Annotated in this window: 23 protein-coding genes; 18 read left to right on the forward strand and 5 right to left on the reverse strand. The window is 60.9% G+C overall.

Annotated features, from left to right (window positions below; translation table 11 throughout):
- Positions 1–160: 160 nt before the first annotated feature.
- Entirely contained in the window at positions 161–847 is a 687-nt protein-coding gene (locus tag RG836_RS10685) for an alpha/beta family hydrolase (RefSeq protein ID WP_310845287.1), read from the reverse strand.
- Positions 848–931: 84 nt separating this feature from the next.
- Here RG836_RS10685 and ccoN (RG836_RS10690) point away from each other — a divergent pair, with 84 nt between their 5' ends.
- The 10 genes from ccoN (RG836_RS10690) (at position 932) to RG836_RS10735 (ending at position 8,665) form a co-directional block, all read left to right on the forward strand.
- Complete coding sequence (ccoN, locus tag RG836_RS10690; protein ID WP_310845289.1) at positions 932–2,356, forward strand: cytochrome-c oxidase, cbb3-type subunit I; 1,425 nt, start codon at positions 932–934, stop codon at positions 2,354–2,356.
- A gap of 10 nt (positions 2,357–2,366) precedes the next feature.
- Positions 2,367–2,975 (forward strand): cytochrome-c oxidase, cbb3-type subunit II, encoded by a 609-nt coding sequence (gene ccoO, locus RG836_RS10695; protein WP_310845290.1) that lies wholly within the window; start codon positions 2,367–2,369, stop codon positions 2,973–2,975.
- Positions 2,976–3,176, forward strand: a complete 201-nt coding sequence (locus RG836_RS10700; protein WP_310845351.1) for a cbb3-type cytochrome oxidase subunit 3 — start codon at positions 2,976–2,978, stop codon at positions 3,174–3,176.
- Positions 3,173–4,126: a cytochrome-c oxidase, cbb3-type subunit III gene (gene ccoP / locus RG836_RS10705; protein ID WP_310845291.1), complete on the forward strand. Its 954-nt coding sequence runs from the start codon at positions 3,173–3,175 to the stop codon at positions 4,124–4,126. Before RG836_RS10700 ends, ccoP (RG836_RS10705) begins: the two co-directional genes overlap by 4 nt.
- Positions 4,127–4,608: 482 nt before the next feature.
- Positions 4,609–6,051: a cytochrome-c oxidase, cbb3-type subunit I gene (gene ccoN / locus RG836_RS10710; protein ID WP_310845293.1), complete on the forward strand. Its 1,443-nt coding sequence runs from the start codon at positions 4,609–4,611 to the stop codon at positions 6,049–6,051.
- The gene (gene ccoO, locus RG836_RS10715) at positions 6,051–6,659 is read left to right on the forward strand and encodes a cytochrome-c oxidase, cbb3-type subunit II (RefSeq protein ID WP_010456412.1); all 609 of its coding nucleotides are present in this window, start codon (positions 6,051–6,053) and stop codon (positions 6,657–6,659) included. The genes ccoN (RG836_RS10710) and ccoO (RG836_RS10715) overlap by 1 nt, the downstream gene beginning before the upstream one ends.
- A gap of 4 nt (positions 6,660–6,663) precedes the next feature.
- A complete protein-coding gene (locus RG836_RS10720; protein WP_003175465.1) occupies positions 6,664–6,849 on the forward strand; it encodes a CcoQ/FixQ family Cbb3-type cytochrome c oxidase assembly chaperone in 186 nt (61 codons plus the stop codon).
- Positions 6,846–7,829, forward strand: a complete 984-nt coding sequence (gene ccoP / locus RG836_RS10725) for a cytochrome-c oxidase, cbb3-type subunit III (RefSeq protein ID WP_310845294.1) — start codon at positions 6,846–6,848, stop codon at positions 7,827–7,829. Before RG836_RS10720 ends, ccoP (RG836_RS10725) begins: the two co-directional genes overlap by 4 nt.
- A 171-nt stretch (positions 7,830–8,000) precedes the next feature.
- Entirely contained in the window at positions 8,001–8,255 is a 255-nt protein-coding gene (locus tag RG836_RS10730) for a type II toxin-antitoxin system Phd/YefM family antitoxin (RefSeq protein WP_310845352.1), read from the forward strand.
- Positions 8,255–8,665 carry a type II toxin-antitoxin system VapC family toxin gene (locus tag RG836_RS10735; protein WP_310845296.1) on the forward strand — a complete coding sequence of 137 codons (411 nt, stop codon included), beginning with the start codon at positions 8,255–8,257 and terminating at the stop codon, positions 8,663–8,665. The genes RG836_RS10730 and RG836_RS10735 overlap by 1 nt, the downstream gene beginning before the upstream one ends.
- Before the next feature lie 75 nt (positions 8,666–8,740).
- Here the strand turns inward: RG836_RS10735 and RG836_RS10740 are convergent, their stop codons facing one another.
- Complete coding sequence (locus RG836_RS10740) at positions 8,741–9,748, reverse strand: metallophosphoesterase family protein (RefSeq protein ID WP_310845298.1); 1,008 nt, start codon at positions 9,746–9,748, stop codon at positions 8,741–8,743.
- A gap of 475 nt (positions 9,749–10,223) precedes the next feature.
- Between RG836_RS10740 and ccoG the strand changes: the two genes are divergently transcribed.
- From ccoG to hemN, 6 genes are all read left to right on the forward strand, one after another.
- Positions 10,224–11,639: a cytochrome c oxidase accessory protein CcoG gene (ccoG, locus tag RG836_RS10745; RefSeq protein ID WP_310845300.1), complete on the forward strand. Its 1,416-nt coding sequence runs from the start codon at positions 10,224–10,226 to the stop codon at positions 11,637–11,639.
- Between the two features lie 11 nt (positions 11,640–11,650).
- The gene (locus RG836_RS10750) at positions 11,651–12,190 is read left to right on the forward strand and encodes a FixH family protein (protein ID WP_310845302.1); all 540 of its coding nucleotides are present in this window, start codon (positions 11,651–11,653) and stop codon (positions 12,188–12,190) included.
- A 190-nt stretch (positions 12,191–12,380) separates the two neighbouring features.
- Positions 12,381–14,831 (forward strand): heavy metal translocating P-type ATPase, encoded by a 2,451-nt coding sequence (locus RG836_RS10755; RefSeq protein ID WP_310845304.1) that lies wholly within the window; start codon positions 12,381–12,383, stop codon positions 14,829–14,831.
- A 23-nt stretch (positions 14,832–14,854) separates the two neighbouring features.
- A complete protein-coding gene (ccoS, locus tag RG836_RS10760) occupies positions 14,855–15,064 on the forward strand; it encodes a cbb3-type cytochrome oxidase assembly protein CcoS (protein ID WP_310845306.1) in 210 nt (69 codons plus the stop codon).
- A complete protein-coding gene (locus RG836_RS10765) occupies positions 15,057–15,740 on the forward strand; it encodes a sulfite exporter TauE/SafE family protein (protein ID WP_310845308.1) in 684 nt (227 codons plus the stop codon). Before ccoS ends, RG836_RS10765 begins: the two co-directional genes overlap by 8 nt.
- Before the next feature lie 219 nt (positions 15,741–15,959).
- Positions 15,960–17,342, forward strand: coding sequence for an oxygen-independent coproporphyrinogen III oxidase (gene hemN / locus RG836_RS10770; protein WP_310845310.1), 1,383 nt, complete (start codon positions 15,960–15,962; stop codon positions 17,340–17,342).
- Here the strand turns inward: hemN and RG836_RS10775 are convergent.
- On the reverse strand, positions 17,339–17,815 hold the full coding sequence (locus RG836_RS10775) for a hypothetical protein (protein WP_310845312.1): 477 nt from the start codon (positions 17,813–17,815) through the stop codon (positions 17,339–17,341). The two genes, hemN and RG836_RS10775, sit on opposite strands and share 4 nt — an antisense overlap.
- Positions 17,816–17,970: 155 nt before the next feature.
- Between RG836_RS10775 and fnr the strand changes: the two genes are divergently transcribed.
- Positions 17,971–18,705, forward strand: coding sequence for a fumarate/nitrate reduction transcriptional regulator Fnr (gene fnr, locus RG836_RS10780; RefSeq protein WP_310845313.1), 735 nt, complete (start codon positions 17,971–17,973; stop codon positions 18,703–18,705).
- Between the two features lie 75 nt (positions 18,706–18,780).
- Positions 18,781–19,329 carry an adenine phosphoribosyltransferase gene (locus RG836_RS10785; protein ID WP_310845315.1) on the forward strand — a complete coding sequence of 183 codons (549 nt, stop codon included), beginning with the start codon at positions 18,781–18,783 and terminating at the stop codon, positions 19,327–19,329.
- Between the two features lie 68 nt (positions 19,330–19,397).
- Here RG836_RS10785 and RG836_RS10790 read toward each other — a convergent pair whose 3' ends face one another.
- A complete protein-coding gene (locus tag RG836_RS10790) occupies positions 19,398–20,546 on the reverse strand; it encodes an acyl-CoA dehydrogenase family protein (RefSeq protein ID WP_310845317.1) in 1,149 nt (382 codons plus the stop codon).
- Positions 20,547–20,756: 210 nt separating this feature from the next.
- Positions 20,757–21,359 (reverse strand): recombination mediator RecR, encoded by a 603-nt coding sequence (gene recR / locus RG836_RS10795; protein ID WP_310845319.1) that lies wholly within the window; start codon positions 21,357–21,359, stop codon positions 20,757–20,759.
- Positions 21,360–21,365 lie beyond the last annotated feature (6 nt).

Below are 21,365 nucleotides of genomic sequence, written 5' to 3' on the forward strand. Positions count from 1 at the left end.
CCGAGCCTCAGCGAGGGGCCGTACGTCAGGGGCAGCCTTTTGGGTTACCTTTTTGCTGGGCCGGCACACCGGCGTTTGAAAAAGGTAACTCGCCGTAAGGGCGAAACCATAAGCAGCCGTTACCGCAGCAACGGATATGTACCCGGTCAACAACACCCAGCTACCGAGCTCCCCCCAAAAACCCCGCCACAGCCCCCGCCGCCACCCCTAAATGCTGATCATGCGTAAACCCCGACGCCTTCAGCGGCTTCAGATCGTGATCCCCCGCCGCCAACCACAACACCTCAATATTCGACGACAACGCATAACCTTCAACCGCTTCACGACTGCCCAAAGCATCCCGTTCGCCCTGCACAATCAGAGTCGGTGTCTTCAGACCGGAAAGGTGTTCTGTCCGCGGTTTCTGCGGTTTGCCGACGGCATAGAACGGATACCCAAGGCACACCAACGCGTCGGCGCCGAGTTCGTCCGACAGCAGGCTGGCCATGCGCCCGCCCATGGATTTACCGCCGATGGCCAGCAGCCCGGCGACATGGCGGCGCACCTGCGCATACACCTCGCGCCAGCATTCCAGCAGTTTTGGCGCCGGGTTCGGCGGGCGTTTGCCGCCGTCGATGCGGCGCTGTGCCATGTAGGGGAACTCAAATCGCAACACGTTGACGCCGTTCGCGGCCAGGCGTGCGGCCATGTCGTTCATCCAGGTGCTGTCCATCGGCGCGCCGGCCCCATGGGCGAGGATCAGGGTGGCTGTGGCCGGCGCAGCCGCCGCGTTCCACAACCAACCATTTTCCTTCACACGCTGCGCCCATTGATCCCCGTCAATACTGGCCTTGTGCTGTTTGCCCATGCTTGCCTCGCTATCAGTCTGCCTATAACTCCAGGCGAAGCGCGCGTAACCGGCGCGCTTCGGCTGAACCGTGGATGGGGAACCATGAACACTTCTATCAGTACCGCCTACAACTACAAGGTGGTCCGCCAATTCGCCATTATGACGGTGGTATGGGGCATCGTCGGCATGGGCCTCGGGGTTTTTCTCGCGGCGCAATTGGTCTGGCCCGAACTCAATTTCAATTTGCCCTGGACCAGTTTCGGCCGCTTGCGCCCGCTGCACACCAACGCGGTGATTTTCGCCTTCGGTGGCTGCGCGCTGTTTGCCAGTTCTTTTTACTCGGTGCAGCGTACTTGCCAGACCCGCTTATTTGCACCCGCAATTGCCGCGTTCTGCTTCTGGGGCTGGCAGTTGGTGATTCTGCTGGCGGCCATCAGCCTGCCGCTGGGCTACACCAGTTCCAAGGAATACGCCGAGCTGGAATGGCCGATCGATATCCTGATCACCATTGTCTGGGTGGCCTACGCCGTGGTGTTTTTCGGCACGATCATGCAGCGCAAGACCAAACACATCTACGTCGGCAACTGGTTCTTCGGTGCGTTCATCATCACCGTGGCGATCCTGCACATCGTCAACAACCTCGAACTGCCGGTGAGTTTCACCAAATCCTACTCGCTGTACTCCGGCGCGACCGATGCCATGGTGCAGTGGTGGTACGGCCACAACGCGGTGGGCTTTTTCCTCACCGCCGGCTTCCTCGGGATGATGTATTACTTCGTGCCGAAACAGGCCGAGCGCCCGGTGTACTCCTATCGCCTGTCGATCGTGCACTTCTGGGCGTTGATTACCCTGTACATCTGGGCCGGCCCGCACCATTTGCACTACACCGCGCTGCCGGACTGGGCGCAGTCGCTGGGCATGGTGATGTCGCTGATCCTGCTGGCGCCAAGCTGGGGCGGGATGATCAACGGCATGATGACGCTCTCGGGGGCCTGGCATAAGTTGCGCAGCGACCCGGTGCTGCGCTTCCTGGTGGTATCGCTGGCCTTCTACGGCATGTCGACCTTCGAAGGGCCGATGATGGCGATCAAGACCGTCAACGCCCTCTCCCACTACACCGACTGGACCATCGGCCACGTCCATGCCGGCGCGCTCGGCTGGGTGGCAATGATTTCCATCGGCGCGCTGTACCACATGATCCCGAAAATCTTCGGCCGTCCGCAGATGCATAGCCTGGGTCTGATCAACGCGCACTTCTGGCTCGCGACCATCGGCACCGTGCTCTACATCGCCTCGATGTGGGTCAACGGCATCGCCCAGGGCCTGATGTGGCGTGCAGTCAACGAGGACGGCACCTTGACCTATTCGTTCGTCGAAACCCTGGTGGCCAGCCATCCCGGTTTCGTGGTGCGGCTGGTGGGCGGGGCGATTTTCCTCAGCGGCATGTTCCTGATGGCCTACAACACCTGGCGCACCGTGCGGGCCTCGCAGCCTGTCGACGTTGCCGCCGCCGCGCAGATGGCGTGAGGAGCTGAGCATGAAACACGAAACTATCGAGAAAAACGTCGGCCTGCTGATGCTGCTGATGATCCTCTCCGTCAGCATCGGCGGCCTGACGCAGATCGTGCCGCTGTTCTTCCAGGACGTAACGAACAAACCGGTGGAAGGCATGAAGCCCTACACCGCGCTGCAACTGGAAGGTCGCGACATTTATATCCGCGAAGGCTGCGTCGGTTGCCATTCGCAGATGATCCGCCCGTTCCGCGCCGAGACCGAACGCTACGGCCACTATTCGGTGGCCGGCGAAAGCGTTTGGGATCACCCCTTCCTGTGGGGCTCCAAACGCACCGGGCCGGATCTGGCGCGGGTCGGCGGGCGCTATTCGGAAGACTGGCACCGCGCGCACTTGTACAACCCGCGCAACGTGGTGCCGGAATCGAAAATGCCCGCCTACCCCTGGCTGGTGGCCAATGCGCTGGACAGCAGCCACACCGAGACCAAGTTGCGCGCCATGCGCACCCTGGGCGTGCCGTACAGCGACGAAGACATCACCGGCGCGGTCGCCAGCCTCAAGGGCAAGACCGAAATGGATGCGCTGGTCGCCTACCTGCAAGTGCTCGGCACTGCCATCAAGAGCAAGAGGTGAATCATGTTTGAGATGAGCAGTGGAATGATCCGCGGCCTGGGCACGGTGGTGGTGTTCGTGGCCTTCGTCGGCCTCGCGCTGTGGGTTTTCAACGGCAAGCGCAGCCCGGCGTTCGCCGAAGCGCGCTTGCTGCCGTTCGCCGATGAACCGCTTCGCGATGACGCCCCCCTGGAACTTGAAGCAAGGAGTACCCGGCCATGACCACTTTCTGGAGTGCCTGGATCTGCGTCCTGACCCTCGGCAGCCTGATCGGCCTGACCTGGCTGTTGATCGGCACCCGCAAGGGTGAAACCAAAGGCAGCGTCGACCAGACCATGGGGCACAGCTTCGATGGCATCGAGGAATACGACAACCCGCTGCCGCAATGGTGGTTCATGCTGTTCGCCGGGACCCTGGTGTTTGCCGTTGGCTACTTGATCCTTTATCCCGGCCTGGGTAACTGGAAAGGCGTGCTGCCGGGTTACCAGGACGGCTGGACCGGGGTGCACGAATGGGAAAAGGAAATGGACAAGGCCGACGCCCGCTTCGGGCCGATCTTCGCCAAATTCGCGGCCATGCCCGTAGAAGAAGTCGCCAAGGACCCGCAAGCGCTGAAAATGGGTGGACGCCTGTTTGCCTCCAACTGCGCGGTGTGCCACGGTTCGGACGCCAAGGGCGCATTCGGCTTCCCTAACCTCGCCGACGCTGACTGGCGCTGGGGCGGCAGTGCCGAGACGATCAAGACCACCATTCTCGGTGGTCGGGTCGCGGCCATGCCGGCCTGGGGCGAAATGCTCGGTGATGCCGGGGTGAAAAACGTCGCCGCGTATGTGCGCCACGACCTGGCCGGCCTACCGCTGCCCGCCGACAGTGATGCCGATCTGCAAGCCGGGCAGCAGACGTTCAGCACGATGTGCGTCGCCTGCCATGGCGGCAACGGCCAGGGCACCGAGGCGATGGGCGCGCCTAACCTGACGCACCCGGCCGGTTTCATCTATGGCACCAGCCTCGCGCAGTTGCAGCAGACCATTCGCCACGGGCGCCAGGGCCATATGCCCGCGCAAAATGAGCTGCTGGGCAATGACAAGGTGCAACTGCTCGCGGCTTACGTGTACAGCCTGTCGAAGGGTTCGGACAGCCAGCCCTTGCAGGCTGAAACCAATCGGGAATAAATCGCCCGCACCACACTGCCGCATTTTCCTCGAATGCGGCAGTTCCCTGCCCCTTTGCGACGCATTGTCGCACTGCCATTTGTCTTCCTTTCGGTTCCCCGGATTCGGGTCTAAGCTTGCTCGAACGCGACCCGGCCACAGCCGGTTTCAGGTCGACCTTACCCGTTATGTCCGAAACATTTTCCCCGGTGACAGGCCTCCAGGGCCGGTAGATACCGGCTGTCACGGCCAATGCCTGCAGTCACCGGAACGAAGTGTTCGAACATACCCCGTAACAACCGACCCGACCCCCTCACCTGATTCGCTCGTTTGGTCAATTTGTCCATGGGTAATTTTGACCTTACGCGGCGCATGGAAAGGCCGCAGAATCAGCTTTTGAAAGCATTGACCGAGGTCATGGCGCGTTGCAATGACCCCCCGCTTTCTCCATACTTGCGGCCGATTTTTATCCTAATAAAACACCCAAACCGTGGAACCTTAGAATGAGCACAGCAATCAGTCCGACTGCTTATAACTATAAGGTAGTCCGCCAGTTCGCCATCATGACGGTGGTCTGGGGGATCCTTGGCATGGGGCTTGGTGTCTTCATCGCCTCTCAACTGGTCTGGCCGGAATTGAACTTCGGTCTGCCGTGGACGACGTTTGGACGCTTACGCCCGTTGCACACCAACCTGGTGATTTTCGCCTTCGGTGGATGTGCACTGTTTGCCACTTCTTACTACGTCGTGCAGCGAACCTGCCAAACGCGACTGATTTCCGACAGCCTCGCGGCCTTCACCTTCTGGGGCTGGCAAGCGGTGATCGTCGGCGCCATCGTGACCTTGCCGCTGGGTTACACCACCACCAAGGAATACGCTGAGCTGGAATGGCCGCTGGCTATCCTGCTGGCCATTGTCTGGGTCACTTACGGTCTGGTGTTCTTCGGCACCATCGTCAAGCGCAACACCAAGCACATCTACGTCGGCAACTGGTTCTACGGCGCGTTCATCGTCGTGACCGCGATGCTGCACATCGTCAACCACGCCTCGCTGCCGGTCAGTTTCTTCAAGTCCTACTCGGCCTACTCCGGCGCGACGGACGCGATGATCCAGTGGTGGTACGGCCACAACGCCGTGGGTTTCTTCCTGACCACCGGCTTCCTGGGGATGATGTACTACTTCGTGCCGAAACAGGCCGAACGTCCGATCTACTCCTATCGCCTGTCGATCGTGCACTTCTGGGCGCTGATCACCCTGTACATCTGGGCCGGCCCGCACCACTTGCACTACACCGCACTGCCGGACTGGGCGCAGTCGCTGGGCATGGCGATGTCGATCATCCTCCTGGCGCCAAGCTGGGGCGGCATGATCAACGGCATGATGACCCTCTCGGGCGCCTGGCATAAGCTGCGCACCGACCCGATCCTGCGCTTCCTGGTGGTGTCGCTGGCGTTCTACGGCATGTCGACCTTCGAAGGCCCGATGATGGCAATCAAGACCGTCAACTCGCTCTCGCACTACACCGACTGGACCATCGGCCACGTACACGCCGGCGCTCTGGGTTGGGTGGCGATGATCTCGATCGGCGCGATCTACCACATGATCCCGAAACTGTTCGGGCGCAATCAGATGCACAGCATCGCTTTGATCAACACGCATTTCTGGCTGGCCACGATCGGCACCGTGCTCTACATCGCCTCGATGTGGGTCAACGGCATCACCCAGGGCCTGATGTGGCGTGCGATCAACGACGACGGCACCCTCACTTACTCGTTCGTCGAAGCGCTGCAAGCCAGCCACCCTGGTTTCATCGTCCGCGCCCTGGGCGGCGCGTTCTTCGCCAGCGGCATGCTGTTCATGGCTTACAACGTGTTCCGTACCGTGCGCGCCTCGGACCCGGTTGAAGCCGAAGCCGCCGCCAAGATTGCTGTAGTTGGAGCTCACTGATGAAGCATGAAGCAGTCGAGAAGAACATTGGCCTGCTGGCCTTCTTCATGGTCATCGCCGTCAGTGTTGGCGGCCTGACCCAGATCGTTCCGCTGTTTTTCCAGGACGTCACCAATAAGCCGGTCGAAGGCATGAAGCCGCGCACCGCCCTTGAGCTGGAAGGCCGCGACATCTACATCGCCAACGGTTGTGTCGGTTGCCACTCGCAGATGATCCGCCCGTTCCGTGCTGAAACCGAACGCTACGGCCACTACTCGGTCGCCGGTGAAAGCGTCTGGGACCACCCGTTCCTGTGGGGTTCCAAGCGTACCGGTCCGGACCTGGCTCGTGTCGGCGGTCGTTACTCCGATGACTGGCAACGTGCGCACTTGTACAACCCGCGCAACGTGGTGCCCGAGTCGAAAATGCCGGCCTACCCGTTCCTCGTGGAAAACAAGCTCGACGGCAAAGACACCGCCAAGAAAATGGAAGTGTTGCGCACGCTCGGCGTCCCTTACACCGACGAAGACATCGCCGGGGCCAAGGATGCTGTGAAGGGCAAAACCGAAATGGACGCGCTGGTGGCCTATCTCCAGGGCCTGGGCACCATCATCAAAAGCAAACGGTGATCTGATGGATATCGGGATGATTCGTGGCCTGGGCACCGTTGTCGTGATGGTGGCCTTTATCGGCCTGGCGTTGTGGGTGTTCAGCCCCAAGCGCAAGTCGGAGTTTGAAGACGCGACCTTGCTGCCTTTCGCGGATGATCCCGAAGCCATCAAGCACGTCGAGCAAGCTTCTAGGAGTAACAAAGAATGACTACGTTCTGGAGTCTGTACGTCACAGTCCTCAGTCTGGGTACGATCTTCGCCTTGACCTGGCTGCTGCTGTCGACCCGCAAGGGCCAGCGCAGCGAAGCCACCGAAGAGACCGTGGGCCACTCCTTCGACGGGATCGAGGAGTACGACAACCCGCTGCCGAAATGGTGGTTCATGCTGTTCGTCGGCACTATCGTCTTCGCCCTCGGCTATCTGGTGCTGTACCCGGGCCTGGGCAACTGGAAAGGCCTGTTGCCGGGTTACAACTACCTCGATAACGATAAGCAGACCGCGTTCGCCAACGGCCAGACTGGCTGGACCGGCGTGCACGAGTGGGAAAAGGAAATGGCCCGGTCGGACGCCAAGTTCGGGCCGATCTTCGCCAAATTCGCTTCCATGCCCATCGAAGAAGTGGCCAAGGATCCGCAAGCGCTGAAGATGGGTGGCCGTCTGTTCGCCTCCAACTGCTCGGTGTGCCACGGTTCCGACGCCAAGGGTGCCTACGGTTTCCCTAACCTGACCGACGCTGACTGGCGCTGGGGCGGCGAGCCGGAAACCATCAAGACCACCATCATGGGCGGTCGCCACGCGGTGATGCCGGCCTGGGCCGAAGTCATTGGTGAACAAGGCGTGGCCGACGTAGCTGCGTTTGTCGTGACCAACCTCGATGGCCGCAAGCTGCCGGAAGGCGCCAAGGCCGACCCGGTAGCCGGGCAGAAACTGTTCGCCGCCAACTGCGTGGCCTGTCACGGGCCGCAGGGCAAAGGCACCCCCGCCATGGGCGCGCCTGACCTGACCCACCCAGGCGCATTCATCTACGGCTCGAGCTTCGCGCAATTGCAGCAGACTATCCGCTACGGCCGTCAGGGCCAGATGCCTGCGCAAGAGCAGCTGCAAGGCAACGACAAAGTCCACCTGCTGGCCGCTTACGTCTACAGCCTGTCTCACGGTGAGAAGGCCCCCGCGCCGGATGCCAACTGAGGCGACTGCCTGAAGCGATAACGAACGGCCCCGTCAATTGACGGGGCCGTTTTGTTTCTGGCGTTGATCGTCTAACGACCGATGGTCTGAGTGGATTTGACCGGAGGGGTTGCTCGACAGATCAGTCAGTAGTAACGTTTCTACATTATCTTCAGTGAGGGGTCTCCCATGATGGCCATCACCACCATTTCCAGCCGTGAATTCAATCAAGACACAGGTAGTGCCAAAAAAGCCACGCGTCTTGGCCCGGTCATCATCACCGACCGTGGCAAGCCGGCCCATGTACTGCTAAGCATTGAGGAGTACCAAAAACTGACCGGCATCAACGCCAACATTGTCGATCTGCTGGTGATGCCGGAAGCGGCAGAGATCGAGTTCGAAACCGAGCGTGCCGTGATCAAACATCGACCCGTGGACCTTTCTTGATGTACCTACTCGACACCAATGTCATTTCTGAACTTCGCAAACCCCAGGCTGATGCGAACGTCGTCGCCTGGGCCAAAAGCGTCATAGCGCCACGCCTCTTTATTTCGGCAATCACTTTGAAAGAACTGGAGACCGGCGTTCTCCGAATGGAACGCCGTGACCCCGCTCAGGGAAAGGTGTTGCGCACTTGGTTGAAGCGCCACGTCATACCGGCGTTTGATGCGAGGATCTTGCCGGTCGACGCTGCCGTAGCATTGCGCTGCGCCGGCCTGCATGTGCCGGATCAAGCCAACGAAAGCGACGCTTTGATCGCTGCGACTGCCCTGGTCCATGGTCTGACGGTGGTCACTCGTAACACCGGTGATTTTCAATCCAGCGGTGTCGCATTGATCAATCCATGGATTGAATGAATTCGCAGTCTCACTCGCGCATCCCTTGAAGCACCGCATAAAGGCCCCACCAGTGACGCGCCGGCGGGGCCTTTTTTATGGGCGACTGGCGAAGATCGATTTCACCGGTACCGTTCGCACCCGCTCACGCTTTTGCCACTGATTGTTTTCCACCAGATTGACGTGCAGTTGCTTGCGGTCCTCGGAAAAACTGGCAATCAAATAGGTCTCCTGGGAAGCGCTGCCACTGAGAAACGTAGGCACCCCGCCTATGTGCGTCGTCCAACCGCCCTCTTCATGGTAATGACCGGCAAAAATGGCCGTCACCTCATACTTGGCAACCATCTCGGCAAAACGCCGTTTTTGTTCCCATGAGCCCTTCCATTGATCGGGCGCATGCATGTTGATGATGATGATGGCGTAACCCTGAGTGCGGGCCACCTGCAGATCACTTTCAAGCCAATCCAGCGCATGGGTAATGTTGAATGTTGTCGGATTCAGCGCGTGGGAAATATTGACTTCATAAGTGGGTTCAAAGTTGAGCTGAACCAGATGAACTTCGCCGACATTCTTGGAATAAGCCAGGCTGCCGGAATACAGTGTATTCAAAAAGCCGCCCGTTATTTTCAAGTCAAAATTATCGACCTTCCCTTCATGATGCTCCTTGAATTCAACGATACTGCCAGCCGCACAATTATTACTGAAACAGTCATCGACATTGTTCGCATAATCGTGATTCCCCAAGCCGTACAAGTAGTCCTTTTCAAAGTATTTTTTCAGCGTCGAATTGATGTATGAACGTTGCCAGCCATGACCAAACGCCGTCATATCGCCATTAATCATCAACGGCACATCTGCCTGCCCACCGGATTGCTTGCGGAAGTCCGCAATGCTGGCGAACTGAGTTTCCACCAGCCATTTCGCGCGCTTTTCAAACTCCTCTTGCGGTTCCGGCTCACGACGGTCGGTCTTGTCCGTCCAGGGATATTGCGGATCGGAAGCAAACACCATATGGCGAGGCATGTTTTCAATCGAATGGGCCGCTGTCGCCAACGACAATAACCACAGGCACGCCAATACACCTGCGCCTTTTTTGATACTCATAGAATTCCATTTCCATTATTTAGTTGATGGGTGCACTGCAATTTATTAGCGCACTCACCACAACTTATTCGAGAACCAAAAAAACCACAAACAGCAAAAACGAGATAATTAGATGAATATATTGCTGAAACAAACCACAACAGAACAACTCCGTGAGTTCCGCACTTTCAGATTCATCTGGCGCTGGAGTCTGGAGCAGCTCGGGCGGTCGTCTCCCCGAGCGTTGACCCTTTCCCGATACAGGGCGGCCGCCAACGCTGCTCTCGAAGCCCGTGGTGAGTCGTCTATAGTCAATTGATCTGGGTCACGATTTGTTGCATCTGCTACACCATGTTTACTTTTCTCCCAACGCGACCAAAGGTCGCACCCTTGGGCTTGGGCGACAGGCGTATCATTGCGCCACTGCGACACCTCTTTCTGACCGCGGTCGGCATGTACTGACCGGGGCATTTTTCCACTGCCGTGGGATGTAATGATGAGCAACCAGATTCCGGTACACGACGTCACGCCGCCCGACAAAAACGCCGGCAACAGCGTCGACCTCTATGCTTCTCGCGAAAAGATCTACACACGCGCTTTCACCGGGCTGTTCCGTAACTTGCGGATCGTCGGCGGCGCCGGGTTGTTCCTGTTGTATTTCGGTACGGTGTGGCTGAACTGGGGCGGGCACCAGGCCGTTTGGTGGAACCTGCCGGAGCGCAAGTTCTTCATCTTCGGCGCGACCTTCTGGCCACAGGATTTCATCCTGCTGTCGGGCCTGTTGATCATCAGTGCGTTCGGGCTGTTCTTCATCACGGTGTACGCCGGCCGCGTGTGGTGCGGCTACACCTGCCCGCAAAGCGTGTGGACTTGGATTTTCATGTGGTGCGAGAAGGTCACCGAAGGCGACCGCAACCAGCGCATCAAGCTCGACAAGCAGCCGATGAGCGCCAACAAGTTCCTGCGCAAATTCAGCAAGCACACGATGTGGCTGCTGATCGGCTTCGTGACGGGCATCACCTTCGTCGGCTATTTCTCGCCAATCCGCGAACTGGTGATCGACTTTTTCACCGGTCAAGCCGATGGCTGGTCGTACTTCTGGGTCGGTTTCTTCACCCTCGCCACCTACGGCAATGCCGGCTGGTTGCGCGAGCAGGTGTGCATCTACATGTGCCCGTACGCGCGCTTCCAGAGCGTGATGTTCGACAAGGACACCCTCATCGTCTCCTACGACCCACGTCGTGGCGAAGGCCGTGGCCCGCGCAAGAAAGGCGTCGATTACAAAGCCCAGGGCCTGGGCGACTGCATCGACTGCACCATGTGCGTCCAGGTCTGCCCGACCGGCATCGATATCCGCGACGGCTTGCAGATCGAGTGCATCGGTTGCGCGGCGTGCATCGATGCCTGCGACAGCATCATGGACAAGATGGAGTACCCGCGCGGGCTGATCAGCTACACCACCGAGCACAATCTTTCCGGGCAGAAAACCCATAAACTGCGGCCGCGCCTGATTGGCTACGCGGTGGTGCTGCTGGCGATGATCGGTTTGCTGGTGGCTGCGTTTTTCATGCGCTCGCTGGTGGGGTTCGACGTCAGCAAGGACCGCGTGCTGTACCGCGAGAACGCCGAAGGCCGGATCGAAAACGTCTACAGCCTGAAGATCATGAACAAGGATCAGCGCGACCATACCTACGTGCTGGACGCCACCGGGCTGCCGGACCTCAAGCTGCAAGGCAAGCGCGAGATCAAGGTCGCCGCCGGGGAAATTTTCAGCCAGCCGGTGGAGTTGTCGAGCGCGCCGGAGCAATTGCCGTCGAGCACCAACGAGGTGACATTCATCCTCAAGGACGCCGATGACGAGCGCATCCACGTTGAAGCCAAGAGCCGATTCATCGGCCCCCAAATTCGTTGAGAGAATTGAACATGCCCGCAGCCACCGCCACCAGCCCTTGGTACAAACACCTTTGGCCCTGGATCATCATCGGCATCCTCGCCTGCTCGGTGACGCTGACCCTGTCGATGGTGACCATCGCGGTGAACAACCCGGACAACCTGGTCAACGACAACTACTACGAGGCCGGCAAAGGCATCAATCGCTCGCTGGACCGCGAACTGCTGGCCCAGACCCTGTTGCTGCGCGCCAGCATTCACCTGGATGACGTGACCGGCGAAGTCGACCTGCGCCTGACCGGCAACAGCCAGCCGGGCACCCTGGAACTGAACCTGATTTCGCCGACCCAGCCGGAGAAGGATCGCAAGATCACCCTGGCCCGCAGCGAATCCGAACAGGGCCGCTATATCGGTCAGTTGAGCGACAAGGTCGAGGGCCGGCGCTTCGTCGAATTGCTCGGCACTCAGGACGACCACATCTGGCGCATGTTCGAGGAAGAACTGGTCAGCCACAACAAGGACTTGCTGCTGGGCGATGAACCGCTGCAAGGTGCGGAAGACCTGAAAAAATAATTACTGCGATTCCTTGTGGCGAGGGAGCTTGCTCCCGCTGGGGTGCGCAGCGCCCCTGAAACCTGCAAACCGGTGCTTACAGACATGGCGAGTTCGAAGCCTTTCGACTGCTGCGCAGCCGAGCGGGAGCAAGCTCCCTCGCCACAGGGGCTGAGTTGAATCAGCCACCATCGTTTCCATGGCGACACACATGACCACCCCAACCCCCTGCTACCACTGCGCCCTGCCCGTGCCATCAGGCAGTCGCTTTACCGCTGTCGTGCTCGGGGACACCCGCGAGTTCTGCTGCCCGGGTTGCCAGGCAGTGGCCGAAGCCATCGTGGCCGGCGGGCTGGACAGTTATTACCAGCACCGCAGTGAAGCCTCGGCCAACCCTGAAGCCTTGCCGGTGCAGTTGCTGGACGAACTGGCGCTGTATGACCGCGCCGACGTGCAAAAACCTTTCGTGCGCCACGACGGCGAACTCGCCGAAACCACTCTGTTGATGGAAGGTATCAGTTGCGCGGCCTGTGGCTGGCTGATCGAAAAACACCTGCGCGGCTTGCCGGCGGTGGCCGAGGCGCGACTCAACCTGTCCAACCATCGCCTGCACGTGCGCTGGGCCGACGCGCAGTTGCCGCTGAGCCAGGTGCTCAGTGAGCTGCGCCACATCGGCTACGCCGCCCACCCTTACCAAGCTGACCGCGCCAGTGAACAACTGGCCAGCGAAAACCGCCTGGCGCTGCGCCAACTCGGCGTGGCCGGGCTATTGTGGTTCCAGGCAATGATGGCGACCATGGCCACCTGGCCGGAATTCAACATTGACCTCAGCCCCGAACTGCACACCATCCTGCGCTGGGTCGCGCTGTTCCTGACCACACCCATCGTGTTCTACAGCTGCGCGCCGTTCTTCAAAGGTGCGATGCGAGACCTGCGCACCCGGCACCTGACCATGGACGTCTCGGTATCGCTGGCGATTGGCAGCGCCTACCTGGCCGGAATCTGGACCGCCATTAGCGGGGTCGGCGAGTTGTACTTCGATGCGGTGGGCATGTTCGCGTTGTTCCTGCTGGCCGGCCGCTATCTGGAACGCCGCGCCAGGGAACGCACCGCTGCCGCTACCGCGCAACTGGTCAATCTGCTGCCGGCGTCGTGCCTGCGCCTGAGCACCGATGGCCAGAGCGAGCGCATCCTGCTCAGCGAGTTGCGCGTGGGCGACCAGGTACTGGTGCATCCCGGGGCGATTCTGCCGGCGGACGGCAAGATCCTCGACGGCCAGTCGAGCGTCGATGAATCGCTGCTGACCGGCGAATACCTGCCGCAGCCGCGCACCTTGGGCGATGCGGTTACCGCCGGCACGCTGAATGTCGAAGGCGCGCTGACCGTCGAAGTGCTGGCGCTCGGTCAAGACACGCGGCTATCGGCCATCGTCCGTCTGCTCGACCGCGCCCAGGCGGAAAAACCGCGCCTGGCGGAAATCGCCGACCGCGCCGCGCAGTGGTTTTTGCTGCTGTCGCTGATCGCCGCGGCCGCCATCGGTTTGCTGTGGTGGCAGCTGGATTCATCGCGGGCGTTCTGGATCGTGCTGGCGATGCTGGTCGCCACCTGCCCCTGCGCGCTGTCGCTGGCGACACCCACCGCGCTCACCGCCGCCACCGGCACCCTGCACAAACTCGGCTTGTTGCTGACTCGCGGGCATGTGCTGGAAGGCTTGAACCAGATCGACACGGTGATTTTCGACAAGACCGGCACCCTGACCGAGGGCCGTTTGGCGCTGCGTTCGATTCGTGTCCTGGGCGCCTTCGACAGCGATCAATGCCTGGGCCTCGCTGCCGCGTTGGAAAACCGTTCTGAGCACCCGATTGCCCGCGCCTTTGGCCGCGCGCCACTGGCCGCGGAAGAGGTTCATGGCACGCCGGGGCTTGGGCTCGAAGGTCGGGTCGGCGCGCAGCGCTTGCGCATTGGCAATCCGCTGTTCGTTTGCGAACTCAGCGGCGCCGACGTACCGTCGACGCCCGACGAGCCGGGGCAATGGCTGTTGCTCGGTGATCGGGCGGGGCCACTGGCCTGGTTCGTCCTCGACGACCGTTTGCGCGCCGATGCGCCGGCATTGCTGGCGGCATGCAAGGCCCGGGGCTGGCGCACACTGCTGTTGTCGGGCGACAGTTCGCCGATGGTCGCCAGTGTCGCCGCTGAACTGGGTATCGACGAGGCCCGTGGCGGCCTGCGCCCGGACGACAAACTGCAAGTGCTGCAACAATTGCACAAAGAAGGCCGCAAGGTGTTGATGCTCGGCGACGGGGTCAATGACGTGCCGGTGCTGGCGGCTGCGGACATCAGTGTCGCCATGGGCTCGGCCACCGACCTGGCGAAAACCAGCGCCGACGCGGTGCTGTTGTCCAACCGCCTCGACGCCCTGGTGCAAGCTTTCAGCCTGGCGCGGCGGACCCGCCGGGTGATCATCGAGAATTTGCTTTGGGCCGGGCTGTACAATGGCCTCATGTTGCCGTTCGCCGCCCTCGGCTGGATCACGCCGATCTGGGCTGCGGTGGGCATGTCCATCAGCTCGTTGACCGTGGTGCTCAACGCCTTGCGCCTGACTCGCCTGCCGGGTTCGCCCGGCACCCGCGCCACGCCCGAAACCCGCCCGCTGCCGGTTTGAACCGGCCGGGCCTGGAGTGACCGATGCCAGCTCTTTACGTGATGATTCCGGCGGCGCTGCTGATTGTCGCCATCGCCGTCTACATCTTCTTCTGGGCGGTCGACAGCGGTCAGTACGACGACCTCGATGGTCCGGCCCACAGCATTCTGTTCGACGATCAGGACCCTAACCATACCGCTGCCGTCGACGAAGCCAGCGCCAAGCCCGACGACAAGGCCCCGCCCCATGCTTGAGTTGGCGCCACTGCTGGTGTCTGCGGTGATCCTCGGCCTGCTCGGCGGTGGGCATTGCCTGGGCATGTGCGGCGGCTTGATGGGCGCGCTGACCCTGGCGATCCCCAAGGAGCAACGCAGCCGGCGTTTTCGTTTATTGCTGGCGTACAACCTCGGGCGGATTCTCAGCTACGCCAGCGCCGGGCTGCTGATCGGCCTGGCCGGCTGGGCGGTGGCCAACAGCCCGGCCGCAATGTTCATGCGGGTGCTCGCCGGGTTGTTGCTGATTGCCATGGGCTTGTACCTGGCCGGATGGTGGAGCGGCCTGACCCGTATCGAAAGCCTCGGTCGCGGCCTCTGGCGGCACATCCAGCCGATTGCCAGCAAACTGCTGCCGGTATCGAGCCTGCCCCGCGCCTTGCTGCTGGGCGCGCTCTGGGGCTGGTTGCCGTGCGGGCTGGTTTACAGCACGTTGCTGTGGGCCGCAAGCCAGGGCAATGCGCTCGACAGTGCTTTGCTGATGCTAGCGTTCGGCCTCGGAACCTGGCCGGTGTTGCTGGCCACCGGCCTCGCCGCCGAGCGGGTGACAGCGCTGTTGCGCAAGCGCAGCGTGCGCGTGGCGGGCGGGGTGCTGGTGATGCTGTTCGGCATCTGGACCTTGCCGGGGCCGCATCAGCATTGGTTGATGGGGCATTGAGTCTGTTCGCCAATGGAGATTGAGTTCGCTGGGCAATGAATTGCTGTGTGAGGGGGCAATCCCCCTCACCACAAAGTCAAAAGCCCGGATATCCCTTGCCACCAAGCCCCACTCCTCTTGGCCAGAAAAGCCCCGCCCAACCTTGATGCAAATCAACATGCCCCATCGCCGCGCCCCATAGACTGGCCATCACTGCCAGCCTATCCGGGGAATGCCCGCATGCTCGACGCCATTCGTTGGGACACCGATCTGATCCGCCGCTACGACCTGGCGGGGCCGCGCTATACCTCGTATCCGACGGCGGCGCAGTTTCATGGCCAGGTCGGCACCTTTGACCTGTTCCACGCCCTGCGCGACAGCCGCAAAGCGCTGCGGCCGATTTCGCTGTACGTGCACATCCCGTTCTGCGCGAACATTTGCTACTACTGCGCCTGCAACAAAGTCATCACTAAGGACCGCAGCCGCGCACTCCCCTATTTGCAGCGCCTGGAACAGGAAATCCAGTTGATCGCCTGCCACCTCGACCCGACGCAAAAAGTCGAGCAACTGCATTTCGGTGGCGGCACGCCGACCTTTCTCAATCACGACGAATTGCGCCAATTGATGGCCCACCTGCGCCGGCATTTCAATCTGCTGGACGATGACTCCGGCGATTACGGCATCGAGATTGACCCACGAGAAGCCGACTGGTCGACCATGGGCCTGCTGAGGGAATTAGGCTTCAACCGCGTCAGCATCGGCCTGCAAGATCTCGATCCGGCGGTACAAAGGGCGGTCAATCGTCTGCAAAGCCTAGAGGAAACCCGCGCGGTGATCGAAGCGGCGCGGACCCTGCAGTTTCGTTCGATCAACATCGACCTGATCTACGGCTTGCCCAAGCAAACCCCGGAGCATTTCGCCCGCACCGTGGCCGAGGTGATCAACCTGCAACCGGATCGCCTGTCGGTGTTCAACTATGCGCACCTGCCGGAACGCTTCATGCCGCAGCGGCGCATTAACAGCCACGAACTGCCGACGCCGACGCAGAAACTCGAAATGCTCCAGCGCACCATCGAACAATTGACCGCCGCCGGTTACCGCTACATCGGCATGGACCACTTCGCACTGCCGGACGACGAACTGGCGATCGCCCAGGAAGAATTAACGCTGCAACGCAATTTCCAGGGCTACACCACCCATGGGCATTGCGATCTGATTGGTCTGGGGGTGTCGGCGATCAGCCAGATTGGTGACCTGTACTGCCAGAACAGCAGTGATTTGAACCAGTACCAGAACGCCCTGGCCACCGGACAACTGGCCACCAGCCGGGGCTTGTTGTGCACCGCCGACGATCGGGTGCGGCGTGCGGTGATCCAGCAATTGATCTGCCACTTCGAACTGCCTTTCAGCCAGATCGAACAAGCATTCAATATCGATTTTCGCGGCTATTTCGCTGACGTCTGGCCGCAACTGCAAACGCTGGCCAATGACGGTTTGATCGAGCTGGATAACCAGCGCATCACCGTGCTGCCCGCCGGACGCCTGCTGGTGCGCTCGGTGTGCATGGTGTTCGACGCCTACTTGCAGCAGCATGACCGCCAGCGCTTTTCCCGGGTGATTTAGTCCTTGAACAAGAGTGACACGGTTTTCATGACTTGCTCGGGGCTCAAGTCCGATTGGTTCATCACCTTGGACAGCGACAGGTTGGCGGTAATCAGGCCGTTGTTGAGCGAGGCAATAGCCCCGCGCAGAGCGGCGAGCTTGGCGATCTTCGCCTCGTTGGAGAGAAACTTGTCCGCCAGCACCGCTTTGATCCGCGCGGTCTTCTCAGCGATCTGCTGTTGCAGGCTGCGAATCATCTTGAGGATTTGCTGAATGTTTTGCGGCAGACCGCTTTCTTCGATGTCGCTGTTCTTGCCGGTGGCGCCCGCCGCCTGGGTCAATCCGGCACCGGACAGCGACACCTGGATGCCCGCATTTACCGGCGGGGCCTGGCGCGCATCGGCATCCGCCGCTTCCTGCGTGGCACTTTTAGGCACATCGAGCAGTGTTTGCACGCCACCGCTGCCGGGGCTGAGCGCGCCGATCGAAGTCATGACGGGGATTCCTTGCGCAGGTTCGAATGCCAGGTTATCGGCCGGCGACCTTCAGCCTTTACCGGGATGTGACAAATCGGCACGCGCTGGCCTGATCGCCCTCCCGTGGGGTACCCTTACGTCTTATGTGTGTTTTTCCCACAAGGATCGAAGAAATGTCCGAGCCAGTTAAGCTCCGTGCTCACAGCCAGGCCCACTGCAAGGATTGCAGCCTCGCTCCACTCTGCCTGCCCCTGTCGCTGAATCTGGAAGACATGGAAGCGCTGGACGAGATCGTCAAACGTGGTCGCCCGTTGAAGAAAGGCGAATTTCTGTTCCGCCAGGGCGACACCTTCGATTCGGTGTATGCGGTGCGTTCCGGGGCGTTGAAGACCTTCAGCCTCAGTGATGGCGGCGAAGAACAGCTCACCGGCTTCCACCTGCCGAGTGAACTGGTCGGCCTGTCGGGCATGGACACAGAAAAACACCCGGTGTCGGCGCAGGCGCTGGAAACCACCTCGGTCTGCGAAATCCCCTTCGAACGCCTCGACGAACTGGCCCTGCAACTGCCGCAACTGCGCCGGCAGCTGATGCGGGTGATGAGCCGGGAAATCCGCGACGACCAGCAAATGATGTTGCTGCTGTCGAAAAAAACCGCTGACGAACGCATCGCCACCTTCCTGGTCAACCTGTCGGCGCGCTTCCGTGCCCGGGGCTTCTCCGCCAATCAGTTCCGCCTGAGCATGTCGCGCAACGAAATCGGCAACTACTTGGGCCTGGCGGTGGAAACCGTGTCGCGGGTGTTCACCCGCTTCCAGCAGAACGAACTGATCGCAGCCGAGGGCAAGGAAGTGCACATCCTCGACCCGATCCAGCTGTGCGCCCTGGCCGGGGGTTCGATCGAAGGCTGATTGTCACTGCGGCTGAGCGAAGCGATTCAGCCGCGGGTATACTGCGGCGTTTGCAGCCTGCCAGGACTTTCGACGATGGCCTTCGATTCCTTCGACATCAAATCCCTGATCCGCCCGGTGCTGGATTTCCCCAAGCCCGGCGTGATCTTTCGCGACATCACCCCGCTGTTCCAGTCGCCCACCGCGTTGCGCCTGGTGATGGACAGCTTTGCCCACCGCTACGTAGAAGCCGACTTCACGCACATCGGTGCCATGGATGCCCGTGGCTTCCTGATCGGCTCGGTGCTGGCCTATCAACTGAACAAGCCGCTGGTGCTGTTCCGCAAACAGGGCAAGCTGCCGGCGGACGTGCTGTCCGAAGGCTACGCCACTGAGTACGGCGAAGCCTTCCTGGAAGTGCACGCCGACAGCTTGTGCGAAGGTGACTCGGTGGTGATGTTCGACGACCTGATCGCCACCGGCGGAACCTTGATCGCCGCCGCCAACCTGATCCGCCGCATGGGCGCCAAGGTGCATGAAGCCGCGGCGATCATCGATCTGCCGGAATTGCAGGGTTCGCAGCGCTTGCAGGACATGGGCATCCCGACCTTTTGCCTGACGCAGTTTGCGTTGACGGATCAGTAAAGGTTCACCGGTGGGCGCGAGCCTGCTCGCGAAGAGGCCCTTGCCGACACCTCTGATTTCATAGCCGGTTACAACCCCATCTGCTTACTGATGATTTCATTCATCACTTCCCGCGTGCCGCCGCCAATCGACAGAATGCGGTTGTCGCGGTACAGCCGCTCCACCAGGCTGTCGCGCATGTAGCCCATGCCGCCGAGGATTTGCACCGCGTCGTTGACGATGCGGTCGGCGGTGTCAGTGGCGAAATTCTTGGCCATGGAAATCTCCTTGATCACACTCTGCCCGGCGGCCATTTTCGCCGCCTGGCGGTAAGTGAACTCCCGCGAGACTTCCAGCGCCGTGGCCATTTCGGCCAAGCGGTGCTTGAGCACCTGAAACTTGCCGATCGGTTTGCCGAAGGCTTCGCGCTGACGAGCCCATTTCAGGCTTTCCTCCAGCGCCAGCTGCGCGGTCATGTTGGCCATCAGCGCCAGGGCCAGGCGTTCGCTCTGGAAGTTGCCCATGATGCAGGCGAAGCCCATGTTCTCGGCGCCAATCAAATTTCCTACAGGCACACGGCAATCGTCGAAGAACAATTCAGCGGTGTCTGACGCCCACCAGCCCATTTTCTTCAGTTGCCGGCCCACGCTGAAACCCGGCGTGCCCTTCTCAATCAGCAGCAGGCTGATGCCACCGAACCCCGGCGCGCCGGTGCGCACCGCCACGGTGTAATAGTCGGCGCGCACGCCGCTGGTGATGAAGGTTTTGCTGCCGCTGACCCGGTAGACATCGCCGTCACGCACCGCTCGGGTCTGCAGGTTGGCGACGTCGGAACCGCCGCTGGGTTCGGTAATCGCCAAAGCGCTGATCTTTTCCCCGGCCAGCACGTGCGGCACCACGCGATCGCGCACCTCAGGCCGGGCCCATTTGACGATCGGTGGCAGGCCAATGTCCAGCGAGCCCAAGCCGGCCACCAGCCCGCCCGACCCGCAGCGCATCAGCTCTTCGCTGGCGGCGACTTTGGCGAACAGATCGCCTTCGTGACTGCCGCCCAGCGCCTCCGGATAACCAATCCCAAGAATGCCCGCCGCCCCGGCCTTCAAGTACAACTCGCGGGGGAAACTTTCGGCTTCTTCCCACTGATCGATGTCCGGCAGAATCTCGCGCTCGACGAAACGTCTGACGCTGTCGCGGACCAATTGGTGGCTGGGATCGAAGTATTCCTGGAAAGCAGGCATCGGCGAACTCCACTGAGGGGTTCGCCGACGTTAACCGAGCGCTTGCTTGGTTTTCAACAGAATTGTGTGAGTCAGGGGCACCGAGGTGTATTCAATCGCTGGCAAGCCAGCTCCCACAGGTTCGGAGCTGTTCACCCCATTTCGGCCTTGGCACAAATCACTGTGGGAGCTGGCTTGCCAGCGATGAGGCCCGATCAGGCAACGCAAAGATCACAGGGCAATCGGCTTACGCCCCGCAAACGAGTGCGCCAAGGTCCCGCCATCCACCAATTCCAGTTCGCCGCCCAACGGCACGCCATGGGCGATGCGCGAGGCGATCAGGCCTTTGTTGTTGAGCAACTGGGCGATGTAGTGCGCGGTGGCTTCACCTTCCACGGTGGGGTTGGTGGCGAGGATGACTTCAGTGAACGTCCCAGCCTCTTCGATCCGCGCCAGCAACTGCGGAATGCCGATGGCCTCCGGGCCGAGGCCGTCGAGCGGCGACAAATGGCCCTTGAGCACGAAGTAACGGCCACGGAAACCGGTCTGCTCCACGGCATACACGTCCATCGGCCCTTCCACCACGCACAGCAAGGTGTCGTCGCGGCGGTTGTCGGCGCATTGCGGGCAGAGGTCATCCTCGGTCAGCGTGCGGCACAAGCGGCAATGCCCGACCCCTTCCATGGCCTGACTCAAGGCCTGGGCCAGCCGCGAGCCGCCGCTGCGATCACGCTCGAGCAATTGCAACGCCATGCGCTGGGCGGTTTTCTGGCCCACGCCCGGCAAGGTTCGCAGGGCATCGATCAGTTGGCGAATCAGGGGGCTGAAGCTCATGGGCAG

It is taken from the genome of Pseudomonas rhizozeae (assembly GCF_031583775.1).
Lineage (GTDB): Bacteria > Pseudomonadota > Gammaproteobacteria > Pseudomonadales > Pseudomonadaceae > Aquipseudomonas.